This is a genomic window from Streptosporangium sp. NPDC051022 (genome assembly GCF_040683035.1).
Lineage (GTDB): Bacteria > Actinomycetota > Actinomycetes > Streptosporangiales > Streptosporangiaceae > Streptosporangium.
This window is the reverse complement of the sequence record NZ_JBFBCF010000009.1, coordinates 93,295-111,420: the sequence shown is the minus strand read 5'-3', so window position 1 is coordinate 111,420 and position 18,126 is coordinate 93,295. Positions and strand designations below refer to the sequence as shown.

Below are 18,126 nucleotides of genomic sequence, written 5' to 3'. Positions count from 1 at the left end.
GCTGCGACGGGTCCGGGGAATGTTCCCGAGGAGGGCGGGAGGAGTTTTCGGGGGTGATCCGGAGGAACTTCCGGTCCTGTCCGATCGTCTGGTGCTTTGACCGGGCCGGATCCGAGGACTGGAGGACACGATGGAATGGATCGCCGACCCGGCGAGCTGGATAGGGCTGCTCACCTTGGTCGCCCTGGAGATCGTGCTGGGGATCGACAACATCATCTTCATCTCGATCCTGGCCGGGAAGCTTCCCCCGGAGCAGCGCGACAACGCCCGCAAACTGGGCCTGCTGGCCGCCCTCGTCAGCAGGCTGGCGCTGCTGCTGGCCCTGTCGTGGGTGGTACGGCTCACCGCCCCGCTGTTCGAGGTCTTCGGCCACGAGATATCGGGGCGCGACCTGATCCTGATCCTCGGCGGCCTGTTCCTGCTGGCCAAGAGCGTCCACGAGATCCACGGCCACACCGAGGACGGTCCCGGCCACTCCGGCACCGGGGCGGCGGTCACCTCCTTCGGCATGGTGATCGTTCAGATCATGCTGCTGGACATCGTGTTCTCCCTCGACTCGGTGATCACCGCGGTCGGCATGGTCGACGAACTGGCCGTCATGGTCATCGCGGTCATCGTGGCGGTCGTCGTGATGCTCTTCGCCTCGGGCCCGATCAGCCGGTTCGTGGACAAGCACCCGACCATCAAGATGCTCGCGCTGTCCTTCCTGGTGCTGATCGGCGTGGTGCTCATCGCCGAGGGCCTCGAGCAGCACATCTCCAAGGGATACATCTACTTCGCGATGGCGTTCTCGCTGGTGGTGGAGCTGCTGAACATCCGGGCGCGCCGCAGGTCGGCCCTCGCGCGGCGGGCCGCCGCGGACGGGGACGTCGCGGGCTCCGGGGACTCCGGGGAGCCCGGGACGTCCGGGAGCCCGGTGAACCCGGAGGGCGGGCGGAACTCCGGGAGCCCCGCGAACCCGGAGGGCGGGCGGAACCCCGCAAGCGGGTGGAACCCCGGGAACCTGGAGAACCCCGGGAACCCCGGGACCCCCGGGAACTCAGGGGCTGAGCGGTCCGATTCCTGACGCAGGATGCCGGTTTTACGTGGACTATTACCATGGTTGGGTGCACTTTGATCCATGGAGTCCGGAATTCGTCGCCCATCCCTACGACGTCTACGCCGAGCTGAGACGGGAACGGCCGGTCGGCTTCTACGAGCCGACCGGCCAGTGGCTCGTCGCCCGGCACGCCGACGTCAACACGCTGCTGCGCGACCGCAGGCTCGGCCGCTCCTACCTGCACGTGGCCACGCACGCCGAGTTCGGCAGGCCGGACGACCCCGAGTTCCAGGATCCGTTCTGGCGGGTGGTCAGGGCGGGGATGCTGGACGTCGAGCCGCCGGTCCACACCCGGCTGCGGAGGCTGGTCTCCAAGGCCTTCACCCCGCGCATGGTCGAGGCGCTGCGCCCCAAGGTCGCCCGGATCGCCGGGGAACTGGTGGACGCCTTCGTCGAGCGCGGTGGGGGGAACCTCATCGCCGAGGTGGCCGAGCCGCTGCCGGTGACCGTGATCGCCGAGATGCTCGGGGTGCCCGAGGCCGACCGTCACCTGCTGCGTCCCTGGTCGGCCGACATCTGCGGGATGTACGAGCTCAACCCGTCGGTCGAGGCCCAGCACACCGCCGTACGCGCCGCCCAGGAGTTCTCCGACTACCTCGTCGGGCTGGCCCGTGCCCGCCGGGCGGACCCCGGCGACGACCTGATCAGCGCGCTGGCACTGGTGGCCGACGAGGGCGACACGCTCTCCGAGGAGGAGCTGGTCGGCACCTGCGTACTGCTGCTCAACGCCGGGCACGAGGCCACCGTCAACGTCACCGGCAACGGCTGGTGGTCGCTGTTCCGCAACCCCGCTGAGCTGGAACGGCTCCGCGCCGACCACGGCCTGCTGCCCACGGCGATCGAGGAACTGATGCGCTGGGACACCCCGCTGCAGATGTTCGAGCGCTGGGTGCTGGAGGACATCTCGGTCGGCGGCGTGGACATCCCGCGCGGCAGCGAGGTCGCGCTGCTGTTCGGCTCGGCCAACCGCGACCCCGAGGTGTTCGCCGACCCCGACCGTCTCGACGTCGGCAGGACCGACAACCCGCACATCTCCTTCGGCGCGGGCATCCATTTCTGCCTGGGCGCCCCGCTGGCCAGGATCGAGCTGGCCGAGTCGTTCGGCGCCCTGCTCCGCAGGGCACCGAAGATGGAGCTCGTCACCGAGCCCTCGTGGGGGCCGGGCTACATCATCCGTGGCCTGCGGGCCCTTGAGGTGCGGATCTGACAGACGCCTCCGCGGTCACCCGACCGGTCCTCCGGCCCGTTTCCTCGCCGGAGGACCGTTCCAGCCTTGGCGGGACTCCGATCAGCGCCTGCCGGTCCTGCGCAGCCAGATGGAGCCGGGGGCGTCGGTGGTGAGTGACGCGGGGACGAGCTCGGGGTGCTCGTGCCAGAGCCAGGAGGAGAACAGCAGGATCTCGTAGCCGGAGTTGCCGACGAGGAAGGCGTGCAGGAAGTAGTCCTCGTTCCAGTCGCGTCCCTCGCGCAGCCAGTCGTCGGGGTAGTCGAACGGCCAGAAGACGTCGTGGACGTGGACCACGACCCCGGGGGCGAGCCGGGGAAGCACCTGGAGGAACAGCCAGATCACGTCGGATCCGGCCTTGGCCACGTGGGTGGAGTCGATGAACAGGATGTCGCCCGACTCCAGCTTGGCGTAGGTTTCCAGGGGCACGTCCTGCACCGGTACGCGCAGCAGGGTCAGCCGGTCGCTGTCGCCGGGACGCATCAGGCCCAGCAGCCGGTCGGGATAGGGCTCGACGCAGGTCACCTCGACGGAGGAGTCGAGGGTGTCCAGCGCGACCGCGGTGGAGAAGCCGGAGCCGATCTCCATCACCCGCCGGGGCCGATGGTGGCGCAGCATCGACCGGTACACCGCCGCGTCGGCGGCGCAGAACATGGAGTTCGACGGGGTGTATCTCGGTCCCTCGAAAGGGGCGCCGAGTTCTTCGGCCAGATCGGCGGCCAGTGCGGTCTGCTCCGCCTCACGCAGGTCGACGCCCGGAACGCGGTCCTTGCCGGGGGTCCGCTTCCAGTCGAGAGCCCGTTTCACGTCGGCCGCGGCGGTGAGCGGAGAGTAGAAGTGACCCGGGGGCATCCAGGGCGGAGTGGTGAGGGCCGCACCCACAGCCCGTACCGTCCGCACCGTGCGTCGCCGTAATGGCTCTGACATGAAGGATTTTCCTCGTCTTTGGCGTTGACTTGTCGCGGCTGGGAAAACTGAAAGTCTGGGTCGGTCGGGGTTGGAGCCGGGATTCCATGACGACACGCCGGGCCGTGCGCCGGTCCGGTGGTTGGTGCGCGCTTTTAGCCGTTTTAGTTTTGCATGTTCTCTGCCGTTTGGATGAGAATCCGGCGGGTTATCTCCCCCGCGGACGCCCTCCGGTGAAGGGGGACGGCCGGGACCTCAGGTCCGGGTCTGGGCGAGCCAGCCGAAGCCGCCGAGGCCGCCCGGGGCGATCAGCTCCGCCTCCTCCGAGGCCCTCGCCAGGGCCCGCAGGTAGGCCGCCGGGTCGCTGCGGGCGAGGTCGAGGGACGGACGGGCGCCGGTGACGCCGAGGGCGCGCAGGGCCTCCCGCTGGGTGGTCAGGGTCGTGGTGACCGCCCCGGCCCGCTCTCCCGCCGCCGCGCAGGCGTCCAGGGCGACGTGGGAGGTGATGTCGCAGGACCCGTCAGGCACGGGCATGACGATCCCCCCGTCGCGGTAACCGGCCAGCGTGCCGTACGGCGGGCGGGCACCCAGGCTGTGGGCGTAGTCGATCGCGACGGCCCGGCCGTGTGCCAGCCGTACGATCACCGAGGCCCAGGCCTGGTCGCGGGGCCGGCCGATCTCGGCCCGCTCGCCCACCTCCCGCATCGGCCACCAGCGGTCCAGCCAGGCCGTGTCGGCCTCCTCCGGCCGGTCGCCGAGCCGCTCCGCACCGCTCGAGGGGTCGACCATGACGAGACGGGGACCGTCCGGCGTCTGCTCGGCGACGTCCACGGGAACGTTGTCCAGCCACTCGTTCGCGACCACCAGCCCGTGGATCGCCTCGGGTACGGCCGCCGCCCAGGCGATCTCCACGGGGAGGCCGGCCGGTCGGGGGGCCAGGTCGACGCAGGTCACCCGGAGCCGGGAGCGGAGCTCGGGGGGCGCGGCGGCGAGCACGTGGACCGCCAGCGTGCCCTCGCCCGCGCCGATGTCGACCAGGTCGAGCGCGGGCCGGGTGCCCGCGGGGCCGGGCCCGTCCCGCCCGGCGAGGCGGGCGTCGACGGCGACCAGCTCGCGCAGCACGGCACCGGAGAGGACGGCCGAGGCGCCGACCGAGGTCCTGAAATGGGCGGAGGGGCGTTCACGCAGGTAGAAGCCGTCCTCGCCGTAGAGCGCCCGCTCCGTCGCGGTCCGCCAGGTGAGCCACACGCCCACTGACAGTACAGGCGGGCCCATAACCCCGCAGAGAGTGGATCATGACAGTGGCCCCGGGCGCCTCACTCAGGGATCATGGCTGTGGCGGGGCAGCCGGCGGTGCGGAACGGGGAGCGAGAGCGTCGCCGCTTTCGGACACGTGCCTTCACGTAGCCCGGTGGGACGGGCCCGTTACGCTGGTCAACTGGGCACGGAGCCCCCATCTTGTCAAAGGACGGGACGTCATGGACGCAGTCGATCGCCCGGCGCGGCTGGCAGTCGGAGTGGTTGGAGCGGGCCGGGTCGGCTCGGCGCTCGGTGCTGCGCTGGCGCGGGCGGGTCACCGGATCGTCGCCGCGAGCGGGGTCTCCGACTCCTCCAGGGAACGGGCCGTCGAACGGCTCGGCGTCGTCCCGACCCGCCCGGAGACCGTGGTGGCCAAGTCGGACCTCATTCTCCTGACGGTCCCCGACGACGTGCTGCCCGACCTGGTCTCCGGACTGGTCGGCACCGGCGCCGACCTGCGGGGCAAGCTGGTGGCCCACACCAGCGGAGCGTACGGCCTGGCCGTGCTGAACCCGGCGATCAGGGGCGGGGCGCTGCCGCTCGCGCTCCACCCGGTGATGACCTTCACCGGCAGGGACGACGACCTGCGCCGTCTGGCCGGCATCTCGTACGGTGTCACCGCGCCCGACCCGCTCCGCCCGGTGGCCGAGGCGCTGGTCATCGAGATGGAGGGCGAGCCGGTCTGGATCGCGGACGCCGACCGGCCGCTCTACCACGCCGCCCTCGCGGGCGCGGCCAACCACATGGTGACGCTCGTCGCCGAGTCCTCCGAACTGCTGGAGAAGATCGGCGTCGAACAGCCTGGCCGGATGCTCGGCCCGCTGCTCGGTGCGGCCCTGGAGAACGTGCTGCGGCTCGGCATCGCCGGGCTGACCGGTCCCGTGGTGCGCGGCGACGCCGGGACGGTCCGCAAGCACGTGGACGCGCTGATCCTCGCGGCACCCGAGGCGGCGGACGCCTACGTGGCCCTCGCTAGGCTCACGGCGGATCGGGCGCTGGCGGCCGGCCTGCTCAAACCCGAGGCCGCCGAGCGTCTCCTGGACGCCCTGGGAGGAAACATATGGACGTGATCGTGGCCGCCGACCGCGCCGGGCTGGTCAAGGCGAGGCGGACGCTGGGGATCGGCGCCCCCTCGGGGGGAACGCTGGCTCTGGTGCCGACCATGGGCGCGCTCCACGAGGGACACCGCTCGCTCATGCGGCTGGCCCGCGAGCAGGCCGACCACGTGGCCGTGAGCATCTTCGTCAACCCCCTGCAGTTCGGTCCCAACGAGGACTTCTCCCGCTATCCCCGGACGCTCGACACCGACCTGGAGGTCTGCGCCGACGAGGGTGTGGGCCTGGTGTTCGTCCCCACGGCCGAGGTCATGTACGCGCCGGACCGGCAGGTCGCGGTCTCGGCGGGGGAGATGGGCACGATCGTCGAGGGGGCGTTTCGCCCCGGGCACTTCGACGGCGTGCTGACCGTGGTGCTCAAGCTGTTCAACCTGGTCCAGCCGGACGTGGCGGTGTTCGGGCGCAAGGACGCCCAGCAGCTGGCCATGATCCGCCGGATGGTCGCCGACCTCGACCTGCCGATCTCCATCCTGGGGGCGCCCACCCTCCGCGAGGCGGACGGCCTGGCGCTGTCCAGCCGCAACCGCTACCTGTCCTCACACGAACGGCACGTGGCGCTGACCCTGTCCCGGGCCCTGTTCGCCGGGGCGGAGCGGCGGACGCCGGAGGAGGTCCTCGGGGCCGCGCACGCCGTACTGGACGTCGAGCCCGAGATCGCGCTCGACTACCTGGTGCTGGTGAACCCGGCGACCTTCGCCGGGGTCGAGGAGGGATACACCGGGGAGGCGATCCTGGCCCTGGCCGCCAAGGTCGGATCGACCAGACTGATCGACAACGTGACGATCGAGCTCTGACGCTTCCGCCGGTCCGGGCCCTGCGCGGGCCCGGGACGCGGGAAGAACGGGGAGGCCCGGTGGAGACGGCGGGGACCTTCGCGGAGATCTCCGGAGCGTCGGATATATTCCGCGCAGGCGCGCACGTCACCAGGCGGCGCGACCGACCGAGAGGTGATCGACACATGCTTCGCACCATGCTCACGTCCAAGATCCATCGTGCCACCGTCACCCAGGCCGACCTGCACTACGTGGGATCGCTGACCATCGACGAGGATCTGCTGGACGCGGCGGGCCTGCTCGCGGGCGAGCAGGTTCACGTGGTGGACATCGACAACGGCGCCCGGCTGGTGACCTACACGATCGCCGGCCCCAGGGGCTCGGGGGTCATCGGCGTCAACGGCGCCGCCGCCCGGCTCGTCCACCAGGGAGACCTGGTGATCATCATCGCGTACGGCCAGCTCGACGACGCCGAGGCCCGGACCTTCCGGCCCCGGATCGTGCACGTCGACCGCGACAACCGCGTCGTCGACCTCGGCCACGACCCCGCCGAGGCGCCTCCCGGCCTCCTGCGCGGCGACGAGCTCCACGAGGAGCTCCAGGACGTCCTCCACCGGGACGGCCTGCACAGGGCCGCGCACGACCCCCGCTGACACGGGGCCCGTCCCCGCGTGCGTGGGGAGCGGGGCGCCGATCCCCGACTCACGCCTCTGCGCCGCCATCGTCGACCGGCTCACCTTCGGCGGTCGGCGTGCTCACGGTGCGTCTCCTCCCGCTGCACGTACTTCTTCAGGCAGGACGCGTCCTGAATCCTCAGTTGCTCAGCCAGGTTGTCGATCACCTCGGTCGGCACCTCGTCCAGCGGATCCGCCAGGAATCGACCGATGTAACGGACTGTCGTGAGCTGTACGGCGTAACCGAGCCGGCTGTGCGGACCCCGGCACCTCTGCACCGGCCTGCGGTCCGCGTCAACATGTGCTAGGTTAGACCCAGTTGCAGTTGTGGTACCCATAGAACTCGTGTGCGCCTGACGGTATGTAGCCTCAGGTGCATTTTTGTTTGCCGGTTATCTCCGGGTGTGGGCCTATCTCGGCGACGCGGAATTCGTCCGATGCGGATTTCGGCTTTGCGCCTATTGAGAGGAGACCAACATGGCTTCTGGCACAGTGAAGTGGTTCAACGCGGAAAAGGGCTTCGGCTTCATCGAGCAGGACGGCGGCGGCGCCGACGTCTTCGCGCACTACTCCAACATCGTCTCGCAGGGCGGCTACCGCGAGCTGCAGGAAGGCCAGAAGGTGGCCTTCGACATCACCCAGGGCCAGAAGGGCCCTCAGGCCGAGAACATCGTTCCCGCCTGACCAAGCACCGCCGCTGATCAGGGCTCGCACCTTCACGGGTGCGGGCCCTGATTCGTTTCCGGCTGTCACCGGGGGACAGGCCAGGTAAGCCGGACTCTGCCTCCGGGGCCGTCCCGGCGGTGACGCCGCCCACCGCGGGATCGGAAGATCACCGGGCCCGTAGCGGTAAGGCTGGCCCTACCAACGGATGGGGGTTCACGGGCTCGTTTCCGGAATATCCGAATCTCTAGCGTTAAGTACGCCAAAACAGGAGATCCGGAAGCGGGGGACGACAGGTGGCGACGCACGCGGTGCGCCTCAACGCGGTGACCAAGACCTACGGAAAACAAGTGCACGCGCTACGCGGGGTCACGGTCGATCTGCCCCGTGGCGGCTTCACCGCCGTCATGGGCCCGTCGGGTTCCGGTAAGAGCACCTTCCTGCACTGCGCGGCCGGGCTGGACACGCCCACCTCGGGCACGGTGCACATCGGCGACACCGAGCTGTCGCGGATGAACGAGACACAGCTGACCGAGCTGCGCCGGGACAAGGCGGGCTTCGTCTTCCAGGCCTTCAACCTGATCCCCGCGCTCAACGTGACCGAGAACGTACTGCTGCCCTTCCGGCTGGCCGGCAGGCGGCCCGACCACGCCTGGCTGGGCGAGGTGATCGAGCGGGTCGGACTCGGCGGGCGCACCGGGCACCGGCCGTCGGAGCTGTCGGGCGGGCAGCAGCAGCGGGTGGCCATCGCCCGCGCGCTGGTGACCCGCCCCGAGGTGGTCTTCGCCGACGAGCCCACCGGCGCGCTGGACACCCAGACCGCCGCCGAGGTCCTCACCCTGCTCCGTCAGGTGGTCGACGGCACGGGCCAGACCGTGGTGATGGTGACCCACGACCCGGTGGCCGCCTCCTACGCCGACCGGGTGCTGTTCCTGGCCGACGGCATGCTGGTGGACGAGGTGTACGCCGCCGACCCGCGGACGATCGCACAGCGCATGACCGCGCTCGGCCGTGCGAGGGCCGTGGCGTGCTGAGGCTCGCCTTCGCCACCTCGCGCGGGCGCCTGCTCTCCCTCGCGAGCTCGTTTCTCGCGCTGCTGTTCGCCGTGGCCCTGGTCGCCTCGTGCGGGCTGCTGATGGAGAGCGGCCTGCGTGCCCGTCTTCCCGCCGAGCGGTACGGCGCCGCGCCGGTCGTGGTGGCCGGGCAGCAGGAGGTCTCCCTCCCCGTGGCGGAGGCCGGGGAGGGCGATCTGGGGCAGTCCCTCTCCGAACCGGTCGCGATCCCGGCCGCCCTGGCCAAGCGGATCGCCAAGGTGCCCGGTGTCGCCAAGGTCGTGCCCGAGATCGGCTTCCCGGTCGGGCTGACCGGCGCCGACCGGCCCGTGACCGGGCGTTCCTGGGAGTCGGCGGGACTCACGCCGTACACCCTGAGGAAGGGCCGCGCGCCCGCCACGGCGGGTGAGATCGTCACGGACGCCGCGCTGGGCCGCGAGGTCGGTCAGAGGGTGCGCGTCGCGGGGCGGGACGGGCTTCGGGAGTACACCGTGACCGGGATCGCCTCCGGGCCGGATCAGGCCCGGAGGACGTCGGTGTTCTTCACCGGCGAGCGCGCCGCCGAACTGTTCGCCCGCCCCGGCAAGGTGTCGGCGTTCGGGGTGTTCGGCGAGGGCGGAGGCCAGGACGAGAGCGAGCGGCTGGCGGAGCGGGTCGAGCGGGCGCTCGGCGACTCCGTGGCGGTCTACGCCGGCGACCGGCGTGGGCTGGCGGAGGACGTCTCGGCCCAGGAGGGCCGGGAGATGCTCATCGCGCTCAGCGGCAGCCTCGGCGGCGTGATCCTCATGGTGGCGGGGCTGGTGGTCTCCGGCGCGTTCGGGCTGTCCGTCCGGCAGCGCAACCGGGAGATCGCCCTGCTGCGGGCCGTCGGCGCCACCCCACGGCAGGTCCGCGCCATGATCGGCCGGGAGGCGCTGATCGTCGGGCTCGCGGCCGTCGTGCCCGGCCTGCCGCTGGGAGTCGCGCTGGGCAGGTGGCTGTTCGACCAGTTCCTCACGCGCGGCATGCTGCCGCAGGGGTTCACCCTGGCACTCGGTCCCATTCCGCTGCTGGTCGCGGCCGTGACGGGGCTGCTCATGGCCTGGCTGGCCGCCCGCGGCGCCGTACGGCGCGCCGCCCGCATCAAGCCCACCGAGGCGCTGGGCGAGGCCGCGGCCGAACGCAGGGAGCTCGGCCGCGGCCGGATGATCACCGGTCTGGTCTTCCTCGTCCTGGGGACGGCCACCTCGGGCCTGTCGATGGTCGCGGCCGGTGAGACGGCCGCGATGAGCGCCAGCGCGATCGTGCTGCTGCTCATCACCGCCGCCACCCTCCTGGGTCCCTGGCTGGTACGGCTGACCGCGGGCCTGGTGGGCGGCCTGGCCGGGCGGACCTCGCCGGTCGGCGGCTACCTGGCCGTGGCCAACACCAGGACGGCGGCCAAACGGCTGGCGTCCGTCGCCGGTCCGCTCATCCTGATGTTCGCCTTCACCTCGACCATCCTGTTCTCCCAGTCCACCCTGGGCCACGCGGCCACCCGGCAGGCCCTTTCGGGCAACCGCGCCGACTACATCCTGGAACCGGCCGCCGGGCCGGGCCTGCCTCCCGAGGTCGCCCGGGCCGCTCGTGACCTGCCCGGGGTCAAGGGGGTGACCGAGACGATCCGTACCAAGGTGCTCGCCGACACGGTGGAACTGGGGGACCGCACGCTGAAGCCGATGGAGGCGATCGGGCTGACCGTCCCCGCGCACGGGATCGACCTCGACGTCACCTCCGGCTCGCTGGAGCGGCTGCGCGGCGACGGGGTGGCGCTGAGCACGATGGGCGCCAGTGGCTTCGGCGTCTCGGTGGGGGACAAGGTCCGGTTGCGTCTGGGCGACGGCACGCCCGTCACGCGGACCGTGGTGGCCGTCTACGGGCGCGGGCTCGGGTACGGCGACGTCGCCCTGCCGTACGAGGTGGTGCGCGACCACTCGGCGGCCGGGGTGGCGGGCCGGGTGTACGTCACCGGCGGCACGAAGGAACGGCTCGCCGCGCTGGCCCCGGGCGTGACGGTCCTGGACCGGACGGAGGCGGGGGCGGCGGTCAACGCGGCGCAGGAATTCAGCGACTGGGCCAACCTCCTGCTGCTCGGAATGATCATTGTGTTCATCGTGATCTCGGTGGTCAACACGCTGGTCACGGCCACCGGAGCGCGGGTGCGGGAGTTCGCGCTGCTGCGCCTGGTCGGCGGCACCCGGCGGCAGGTGCGCGGCATGGTGCGCTGGGAGGCGCTGCTGATCGGCGGCCTCGCGGTGATCACCGGAACCCTGATCGCCACGCCGACGCTGATGGCGCTCAGCTACGGGGTGACCGGCTCGCCGCTGCCGCACGTGCCGCCGCTCACCTACGTGACGATCGTGGTGACCACGATGGGGCTGGCGTACGCGGCGACCCTGACCCCGGCCCGAACGGTCCTGCTGGGCCGCCCCGCCGACCAGATCCGAGGCTGACCCCACCGCGTGCCTTCACCTGCTGGAGTGTCTTTCCCGGCGCCGGTATGGCGAGTGCTGGTACGGGCGTGATCGGCGCCCTTGAACGGCGCGTGACTTGGTGATGTGCTTTCGCCGGTTGGAGTGTCTTTCCTGGCGCCGGTATGGCGAGTGCTGATGTGGGCGTGATCGGCGCCCTTGAACGGCGCGCGGCCCGGCGATCGTTTCCGGCCACAGCACTGGGAGCGGATCCTGGGGCATAGCCAGGGGGCTGCCCGGCCGGATGTGGGGCCCGGCCGGGCGGCGGGGTCCGCACCGGCCGGGGGGACACGATGCGGACGAGGGATGCGGTTCCCGCTTTCCCGCGAATCCGCCGGGAACCATGTGGGGGTGCTGCCCGGGACCCCTCCTTCCCGGGCAGCACGTTCAGAGGCGCGACGGCGGGGACGGCACTCCCCGCCGCCGCGCCGGTCTATGCCGCGTCCCGGTGGGGACGCCGGGAGGGGTACGGCGTGACGGCGGACGCCGGGGGACGGGAGCGGCCGTGCCTGTCAGGGGAAGGCCCACGCCCGCTCAAGGAGGGCCCGCTCAAGTTGGGCTCGGTCAAGATGGGTCCGGTCAGGGTGGGCGGGGAGGTGGGAAGTGCACGCCAGGTCAGGGTTGTCTCGGTCTCGCGCATCCGTTCCTCCAGGCTCGCGGCGGTGTCGCCCTCGACGATCACCGGCTGGGGAGTGGGCCAGGAGCCCAGGGCGTAGAAGCGGCGGCCACCGAGGCTGTAGAGGACCAGCCACGCGGGCCAGGAACGTTCCAGGCGTTCGGCTTCGGCGCGGGCGGGGCCATCCCACAGGCGGCGGTGAACGGTGGTGCGGGGTTGTCCGGCGCGGTGGCGGCCCGCCGTACGAGGCGAACGTAACCCGATCATGAGGTCACCCGCCGGGCGATCTCCTCCTGCCGTTCCACGGCGGCCTGGACCTCGGAGAAGGTGTCGGCGTCCACCGCTGGATCGGCCCCGGCCCGCAGGGCGTCCACCGGGAACGGCCTCTGCCGCAGCGCCCAGAACCGCCCGGCATCACTGATGATCAGCCGCCAGCCCGGGGTCGTTCCCTGGACGGGGATGGCTCTAGCATTCTCCATGGATCGCACTCCTTTGCGATCAAGGACCTGTCCGGCGCTGGAGACGTCCGGGCAGGTCCGCCTTATGGGGCGGAAAGAACCTGAGATACGCCGTACGGCGAAGGTGGCCGAAGCGCCGGACAACGAAGACGGCAGCGATGATCTTTGCTCGCGCGAAAGCCGCCCGAGCCCGCCGTCGCAGGCGATTTGCTTCTCATCGAGCTCCCCTCTGTCCCGATATTGAGCCTGTGGGGCAGGTTCGTGCCCTCCGGGAAAAGGCTCCTGTTGGAATTTCAGTCCACATATACGACACCTTCCGCTTCCGCTCGCGCCATGGGTGCTTTGCGGCTGCGGACCCCGGTGGGATTCGAGATACGCATCTCTTCCTTGACGATCCCAGGAGAAAGTCGCCCGTGGAAGGGATTTATGGGCCACACTGTCCGCACAGATATTGCGGCCCTCCCGTGGAGGAGAAAGAGGGGAGAATATGGACATATCCAGCCGTCTCGACCCGGCCGTTTCGTCTAACGAATACTTTCTCCAGGAGCTGCTCAGACACCGCAAAGCTGCCGGAGTGAGCCAGAACGAGCTGGCACGGAGAACGGGATGGAGCGACAGCCAGATAAGCATGATTGAAAACGGGCACCGGAGACCCACCCGACCCTTCGTGGAGGCGACGGACAGGGCACTGGAGCTCGACGGGGTCCTGCTCGACCTCTACGACATGCTCCACTCGCTGGCGGGCCGGATCCCCGAATGGTTCCGCCCCTGGATCGAGATCGAGCGGGAGGCCGAGTCACTGCGAAACTGGCAGCCGCTCATCGTCCCCGGACTGCTCCAGACCCGCGACTACGCCCACGCGATGCTCGCCGGGGAGCCGCGCATCACTCCGGAACGACTTGAGGAGTACGTGGCCACCCGTCTCGAAAGACAGGCCATCCTAAGCAAGGCAAATCGACCCATGCTGTGGGTGGTCATGGACGAGGGCATCCTTTATCGTCCAATCGGCGGGGCCGAGGTGATGGCGGCTCAGCTTCGCCACCTTGTCGAGGCGGGCGACCACCCCGACACGGTGATCCAGATCCTCCCCCTCAAGACAGGCAACACAACCGGCCTATCCGGAGGCTTCTCCGTCGCGCAGGCCAGCCCCAGCAGAGGGGCGAGTTGCTCGGCCTATATGGAGTTTCCCGGCACGGGCCATGTGACAGACCGCCCCAACGAGGTCGCCGCCCTGGCACTGCGATACGAGACCATCCGTGCCGAGGCGCTGCCACGACGAGAGTCACTGGAGCTGATCAAGGAGGCGTTGGCGAGATGGAACTGAGCAAGGAACTGGAGCAGGCGACGTGGGTCAAGTCCAGCCGATCAAGCAGCAATGGCGGTGAATGCGTCGAGGTCGCCGCACTGTCCGGAAAGCGCCGAGGAGTCCGCGACAGCAAGGACTCGAATGGCCCCGCGCTGATCTTCACTTTCGGCGAGTGGGGTGCCTTTGTCCGGGCTGTCAAGACCGGCGATTTCGACATCTGACCCCATCGTTCCCCGACGCAAGCGAAGAACCTCCGGCCGGAACCGGGGGTTCTTCTTTGTGTGTCGCCGGTGTTTTGTTCTCATTGTGGAAAATTAGTTCCACAGGCTTTTTGTGGTCTCTGGCCTATAAACCATGAAATGCGCCGATCTGGTTATGGCCGCTCCTCAACTCGTGTGCGTACTGCTGCGACCGAGAAGGTTCACCGGGTCGAGCACCGTTCGTCGGCGCCGATCCGGTCCGCTCCACCGCTCGCCGTACCGGCGCCCGGACGGACACGGACCCGGTGCGGGTAAACGGTCACGAACACGGTGAGGGTAGGGGGCTGTCGTACCGGTGGAGTTTCCGGGCTTCGGTGCGGGTGGGGGGTTCGCGAAGTACCGGCGTCTGGACGGACACGGGCCCGGTGCGGGTGAACGGTCGCGAACGCGGTGGGGGTAGGGGGCTGCCGTACCGGCGGAGGTTCCGGGCTTCGGTGCGGGTGGGGGCCATCCCGCAGGCGGCGGGAGGTGGTGCGATCCCTGGGTGGCCTCACGGGCTCTGCCGTAGGGCCTGGGCCGTATCCGGCCCCGTACGCACCCGAGCGCCCCGGTGGGACACGTGGTCCAGAGGGGCGGGTGGGGCGCGTGGCTCGGAGGGGGAGGGGCGAGGGCGGTCGTTTCGGGAGGGGTGGTCTCCTTGGAGCGGTCCGGCGAGGTCGGGGGTGGGGGTGGGGGTGACGGGGACCCCCGGGGAACAGGCATCGCGGCGGGGGCGTTATCGTCACATTGACGAAATAGAAGTGCCTCTAGGCAATCCCCACGAGGAGGCGGCATGACGATTCCGGCCATTCCCCAGAGGTTGACCGCGCCCACCCCAGGCTGGACGGTCGAGGCCGACGTCGTCGTGGTCGGCTCCGGGGTCGCGGGCCTGACCCTGGCCCTGCGGTACGCCGCCCTCGACCCACGGGCCAGGATCCTGGTCGTCACCAAGGACGTGCTCTCCTCGGGGTCCACGCGCTGGGCGCAGGGCGGCATCGCCGCCGTGCTCGACCCCGCGGACACCCCCGCCGAGCACCTGTCCGACACCCTCGTCGCGGGGGTGGGCCTCTGCGACGAGGAGGCGGTACGGGTCCTGGTGACCGAGGGCCCCGGAGCCCTGCGTGACCTGATCGCGACCGGCGCCCGGTTCGACACCGACGCCTCGGGTGAGCTCCAGCTGACCAGGGAGGGGGGCCACCGGCGCAACCGCATCGTGCACGCGGGAGGCGACGCCACCGGGGCCGAGGTGCAGCGGGCGCTCGTCCAGGCGATCGGGGAGTCGGCGGTCCAGGTGATCGAGCACGCGCTCGTGCTCGACCTGCTCAAGGACGCCGAGGGCCGGACCGCGGGGGTGACCCTGCACGTCATGGGCGAGGGCGAGCGCGACGGGGTCGGCGCCGTCAGAGCCCCGGCCGTGGTGCTGGCCACCGGCGGCATGGGGCAGGTCTACGCCGCGACCACCAACCCCGTCGTCTCCACCGGGGACGGGGTCGCGCTCGCGCTGCGGGCGGGAGCGGTCGTCAGGGACCTGGAGTTCGTCCAGTTCCACCCGACCGTGCTCTGGCTCGGCGAGGACTCGACCGGCCAGCAGCCGCTGATCTCCGAGGCGGTCAGAGGCGAGGGCGCGGTGCTCGTCGACGCCGACGGCGTCCGCTTCATGAAGGACGTCCACGAGCTCGCCGACCTCGCGCCCCGCGACGTAGTGGCCAAGGCGATCATGCGGCGGATACGCGAGACCGGCACCGGCCACATGTACCTCGACGCCCGCCACTTCGGCGAGGAGAAGTGGCGCACCCGCTTCCCCACGATCCACGCGGTCTGCCTGGAGCACGGGATCGACCCGGTCACCGAGCCCATCCCCGTCGCCCCCGCCGCCCACTACGCCAGCGGAGGCGTCAGGACCGACCTGCACGGCCGTACCAGCGTGCCGGGGCTGTACGCCTGCGGCGAGGTGGCCTGCACCGGGGTGCACGGCGCCAACCGGCTGGCCTCCAACTCGCTGCTCGAAGGACTGGTGTTCGCCGCGCGCATCGCCGCCGACATCCACGCGGAGCGGGAGGACCGGGCCGGGCGCGCCCCGGCGAAGGGCGAGACGGGTACGGCCTCCACGGCGGGCGAGACGGATACGGTCTTCACGGCCTCCGGCGAGGGCCGGCGGGGCTCCGGCGAGCCGGTGGCCGACGACCGGCCGACCGGTCTGATCGACCCCAGGGCCAGGCCCAGGATCCAGGGACACATGAGCAGGGGCGCGAGCGTGCTGCGCAGCAGGGAGTCCCTCACCGAGGTCGCCAAGGCCCTGCTGAGCGTCCGCTGGACCCCGGTGGCCGTCGAGCCGTGCACCGAGTCGTGGGAGACCACGAACCTGCTGACGGTCGCCTCGGCGCTGGTGGCGGCCGCCCGCGAGCGGGAGGAGACCCGCGGGTCGCACTGGCGTGAGGACTTTTCCGAGCGGAACGATGACTGGTGGCTCGGCCACCTCGACGTGACCCTGACAGCGGAGGGAATGACCATGACATACGTGCCGCACACGCGCGACGTCGACGCGCTGCCGTCCCAGGTGGAGGCGGACCTGACCGAGGCGGGCCTGGACCCGGCCGCGGTGACGGCGCTCCTGGAGATCGCCCGGGCCGAGGACCTCCAGGAGGCGGGTGACGTCACCAGCCTCGCCACCATCCCGGCGGAGCAGACCGCGACCGCCGACGTGGTGGCCCGCGCGGACGGCGTGGTCGCCGGGCTGGCCGTCGCCGAGGGCGTGTTCTCCTTCTTCAGCCGGGGCCGCCTCACGGTGGAGCGCCGGGGCAAGGACGGCGAGCACGTGTCCAGGGGCGACGTGCTGATGACCGTCACCGGCCCGGCCCGCGACCTGCTGACCGCCGAGCGGACGGCGCTCAACCTGCTCACCCACCTGTCGGGCGTCGCGACCCTGACCAACCGCTGGGTCCGGGCCGTCGAGGGCACCGGGGCGCGGATCAGGGACAGCCGCAAGACGCTGCCCGGCCTGCGGGCGCTGGAGAAGTACGCGGTGCGGTGCGGCGGCGGGATCAACCACCGCATGTCGCTTTCGGACGCCGCGCTGATCAAGGACAATCACGTGGTGGCCGCGGGTGGGGTAGCCGAGGCGTTCCGGGCGGTGCGGGACGCCCATCCCGGCCTGCCGATCGAGGTCGAGGTCGACCGGATCGACCAGATCGAGCCGGTGCTCGCCGAGGGCGCCGAGGAGATCCTGCTGGACAACTTCACCGTGGAGCAACTGGTGCTGGCCGTACGGCTGGTCGGCGGCAGGGCGCGCCTTGAGTCCAGCGGAGGATTGACCTTGGAATCGGCTCGTGACGTAGCCGAAACAGGGGTTGACTATCTTGCCGTGGGCGCGCTCACACACTCGGCGCCCGCTCTTGACATCGCCTTGGACCTTCGGGGGAATTGATGCTGCTCGCCATCGATGTCGGTAACACCCACACCGTTCTCGGACTGTTCGAGGGCGATGAGGTCATCGAGCACTGGCGGATCGCCACCGATGCCCGGCGTACGGCCGACGAGATCGCCGTCGTGCTCCAGGGGTTGCTCGGCCAGTCGCCGTTGCTCAAGGGCACCGACGTCGACGGCATCGTCCTGTGCTCGACCGTGCCCTCGGTGCTCAACGAGATGCGCGAGATGTGCCGCCGCTACTACGGCGACGTCACGGCGGTGATCGTCGAGCCCGGCATCCGCACCGGGGTGCCGGTCAGGATGGACAACCCGAAGGAGGTCGGCAGCGACCGGATCGTCAACGCGCTGGCGGCCATCCAGCTGTACGGCGGGCCGTGCATCATCGTCGACTTCGGCACCGCGACCTCCTTCGACGCGGTCTCGGCCAAGGGCGAGTACGTCGGGGCGGTGACCGCGCCGGGCATCGAGATCTCGGTGGACGCCCTCGCGGCGGCCGGGGCGCAGCTGCACAAGGTCGAGCTGATCCGGCCCCGCTCGGTGATCGCCAAGAACACGGTCGAGGCGCTCCAGGCGGGCATCATCTACGGTTTCGCCGGCCAGGTGGACGGGATCGTCGAGCGCATGGCGGCCGAACTGGCCGACGACCCGGACGACGTCACCGTGGTCGCGACCGGCAGCGCGGCGGCGCTCGTGGTCGGCGAGGCGCGCTCGGTCGACGTGCACGAGCCGTGGCTCACGCTGATCGGCCTCCGGCTGATCTATCACCGCAACACCGCCTAGCCGGAC

General features: G+C 70.7%; 17 protein-coding genes. 12 read left to right on the top strand and 5 right to left on the bottom strand.

Annotated elements, in window-relative coordinates:
- The first annotated feature begins 130 nt into the window (after window positions 1-130).
- Together AB0N02_RS17640 and AB0N02_RS17635 are read left to right on the top strand one after the other, a co-directional pair.
- A complete protein-coding gene (locus tag AB0N02_RS17640; protein WP_363947201.1) occupies window positions 131-1,066 on the top strand; it encodes a TerC family protein in 936 nt (311 codons plus the stop codon).
- A 40-nt stretch (window positions 1,067-1,106) separates the two neighbouring features.
- Window positions 1,107-2,306 (top strand): cytochrome P450, encoded by a 1,200-nt coding sequence (locus AB0N02_RS17635; protein ID WP_363947198.1) that lies wholly within the window; start codon window positions 1,107-1,109, stop codon window positions 2,304-2,306.
- An 81-nt stretch (window positions 2,307-2,387) separates the two neighbouring features.
- Here the strand turns inward: AB0N02_RS17635 and AB0N02_RS17630 are convergent, their stop codons facing one another.
- A complete protein-coding gene (locus tag AB0N02_RS17630; RefSeq protein WP_363947195.1) occupies window positions 2,388-3,206 on the bottom strand; it encodes a class I SAM-dependent methyltransferase in 819 nt (272 codons plus the stop codon).
- A gap of 279 nt (window positions 3,207-3,485) precedes the next feature.
- A complete protein-coding gene (locus AB0N02_RS17625; RefSeq protein ID WP_363947193.1) occupies window positions 3,486-4,478 on the bottom strand; it encodes an SAM-dependent methyltransferase in 993 nt (330 codons plus the stop codon).
- A gap of 230 nt (window positions 4,479-4,708) precedes the next feature.
- Here AB0N02_RS17625 and AB0N02_RS17620 point away from each other — a divergent pair, with 230 nt between their 5' ends.
- From AB0N02_RS17620 to panD, 3 genes are all read left to right on the top strand, one after another.
- Window positions 4,709-5,599, top strand: coding sequence for a DUF2520 domain-containing protein (locus AB0N02_RS17620; RefSeq protein WP_363947190.1), 891 nt, complete (start codon window positions 4,709-4,711; stop codon window positions 5,597-5,599).
- Entirely contained in the window at window positions 5,590-6,438 is an 849-nt protein-coding gene (gene panC, locus AB0N02_RS17615) for a pantoate--beta-alanine ligase (protein WP_363947187.1), read from the top strand. Before AB0N02_RS17620 ends, panC begins: the two co-directional genes overlap by 10 nt.
- A gap of 164 nt (window positions 6,439-6,602) precedes the next feature.
- Window positions 6,603-7,070: an aspartate 1-decarboxylase gene (gene panD, locus AB0N02_RS17610; RefSeq protein ID WP_363947184.1), complete on the top strand. Its 468-nt coding sequence runs from the start codon at window positions 6,603-6,605 to the stop codon at window positions 7,068-7,070.
- Window positions 7,071-7,150: 80 nt separating this feature from the next.
- On the opposite strand, the gene AB0N02_RS17605 is transcribed toward panD, so the two are convergent.
- Entirely contained in the window at window positions 7,151-7,429 is a 279-nt protein-coding gene (locus AB0N02_RS17605) for a DUF4158 domain-containing protein (protein ID WP_363947181.1), read from the bottom strand.
- Window positions 7,430-7,568: 139 nt separating this feature from the next.
- Here AB0N02_RS17605 and AB0N02_RS17600 point away from each other — a divergent pair, with 139 nt between their 5' ends.
- The 3 genes from AB0N02_RS17600 to AB0N02_RS17590 all read left to right on the top strand — a co-directional run bounded on the left by AB0N02_RS17600 (window position 7,569) and on the right by AB0N02_RS17590 (window position 11,277).
- Complete coding sequence (locus tag AB0N02_RS17600) at window positions 7,569-7,775, top strand: cold-shock protein (RefSeq protein WP_363947179.1); 207 nt, start codon at window positions 7,569-7,571, stop codon at window positions 7,773-7,775.
- Window positions 7,776-8,050: 275 nt separating this feature from the next.
- Window positions 8,051-8,788 carry an ABC transporter ATP-binding protein gene (locus AB0N02_RS17595; protein ID WP_363947176.1) on the top strand — a complete coding sequence of 246 codons (738 nt, stop codon included), beginning with the start codon at window positions 8,051-8,053 and terminating at the stop codon, window positions 8,786-8,788.
- The gene (locus AB0N02_RS17590) at window positions 8,782-11,277 is read left to right on the top strand and encodes an FtsX-like permease family protein (RefSeq protein ID WP_363947173.1); all 2,496 of its coding nucleotides are present in this window, start codon (window positions 8,782-8,784) and stop codon (window positions 11,275-11,277) included. Before AB0N02_RS17595 ends, AB0N02_RS17590 begins: the two co-directional genes overlap by 7 nt.
- 451 nt (window positions 11,278-11,728) lie before the next feature.
- Here AB0N02_RS17590 and AB0N02_RS17585 read toward each other — a convergent pair whose 3' ends face one another.
- Window positions 11,729-12,178 (bottom strand): hypothetical protein, encoded by a 450-nt coding sequence (locus tag AB0N02_RS17585; RefSeq protein ID WP_363947170.1) that lies wholly within the window; start codon window positions 12,176-12,178, stop codon window positions 11,729-11,731.
- Window positions 12,175-12,390 carry a hypothetical protein gene (locus AB0N02_RS17580; RefSeq protein ID WP_363947167.1) on the bottom strand — a complete coding sequence of 72 codons (216 nt, stop codon included), beginning with the start codon at window positions 12,388-12,390 and terminating at the stop codon, window positions 12,175-12,177. Before AB0N02_RS17580 ends, AB0N02_RS17585 begins: the two co-directional genes overlap by 4 nt.
- Window positions 12,391-12,856: 466 nt before the next feature.
- Between AB0N02_RS17580 and AB0N02_RS17575 the strand changes: the two genes are divergently transcribed.
- The 4 genes from AB0N02_RS17575 (at window position 12,857) to AB0N02_RS17560 (ending at window position 18,120) form a co-directional block, all read left to right on the top strand.
- Window positions 12,857-13,693 carry a helix-turn-helix transcriptional regulator gene (locus tag AB0N02_RS17575; protein WP_363947164.1) on the top strand — a complete coding sequence of 279 codons (837 nt, stop codon included), beginning with the start codon at window positions 12,857-12,859 and terminating at the stop codon, window positions 13,691-13,693.
- On the top strand, window positions 13,684-13,896 hold the full coding sequence (locus AB0N02_RS17570) for a DUF397 domain-containing protein (RefSeq protein ID WP_363947161.1): 213 nt from the start codon (window positions 13,684-13,686) through the stop codon (window positions 13,894-13,896). The genes AB0N02_RS17575 and AB0N02_RS17570 overlap by 10 nt, the downstream gene beginning before the upstream one ends.
- Before the next feature lie 811 nt (window positions 13,897-14,707).
- Window positions 14,708-17,338: an L-aspartate oxidase gene (locus AB0N02_RS17565; protein ID WP_363947158.1), complete on the top strand. Its 2,631-nt coding sequence runs from the start codon at window positions 14,708-14,710 to the stop codon at window positions 17,336-17,338.
- On the top strand, window positions 17,338-18,120 hold the full coding sequence (locus AB0N02_RS17560) for a type III pantothenate kinase (RefSeq protein WP_363947156.1): 783 nt from the start codon (window positions 17,338-17,340) through the stop codon (window positions 18,118-18,120). Before AB0N02_RS17565 ends, AB0N02_RS17560 begins: the two co-directional genes overlap by 1 nt.
- Window positions 18,121-18,126: the final 6 nt, after the last annotated feature.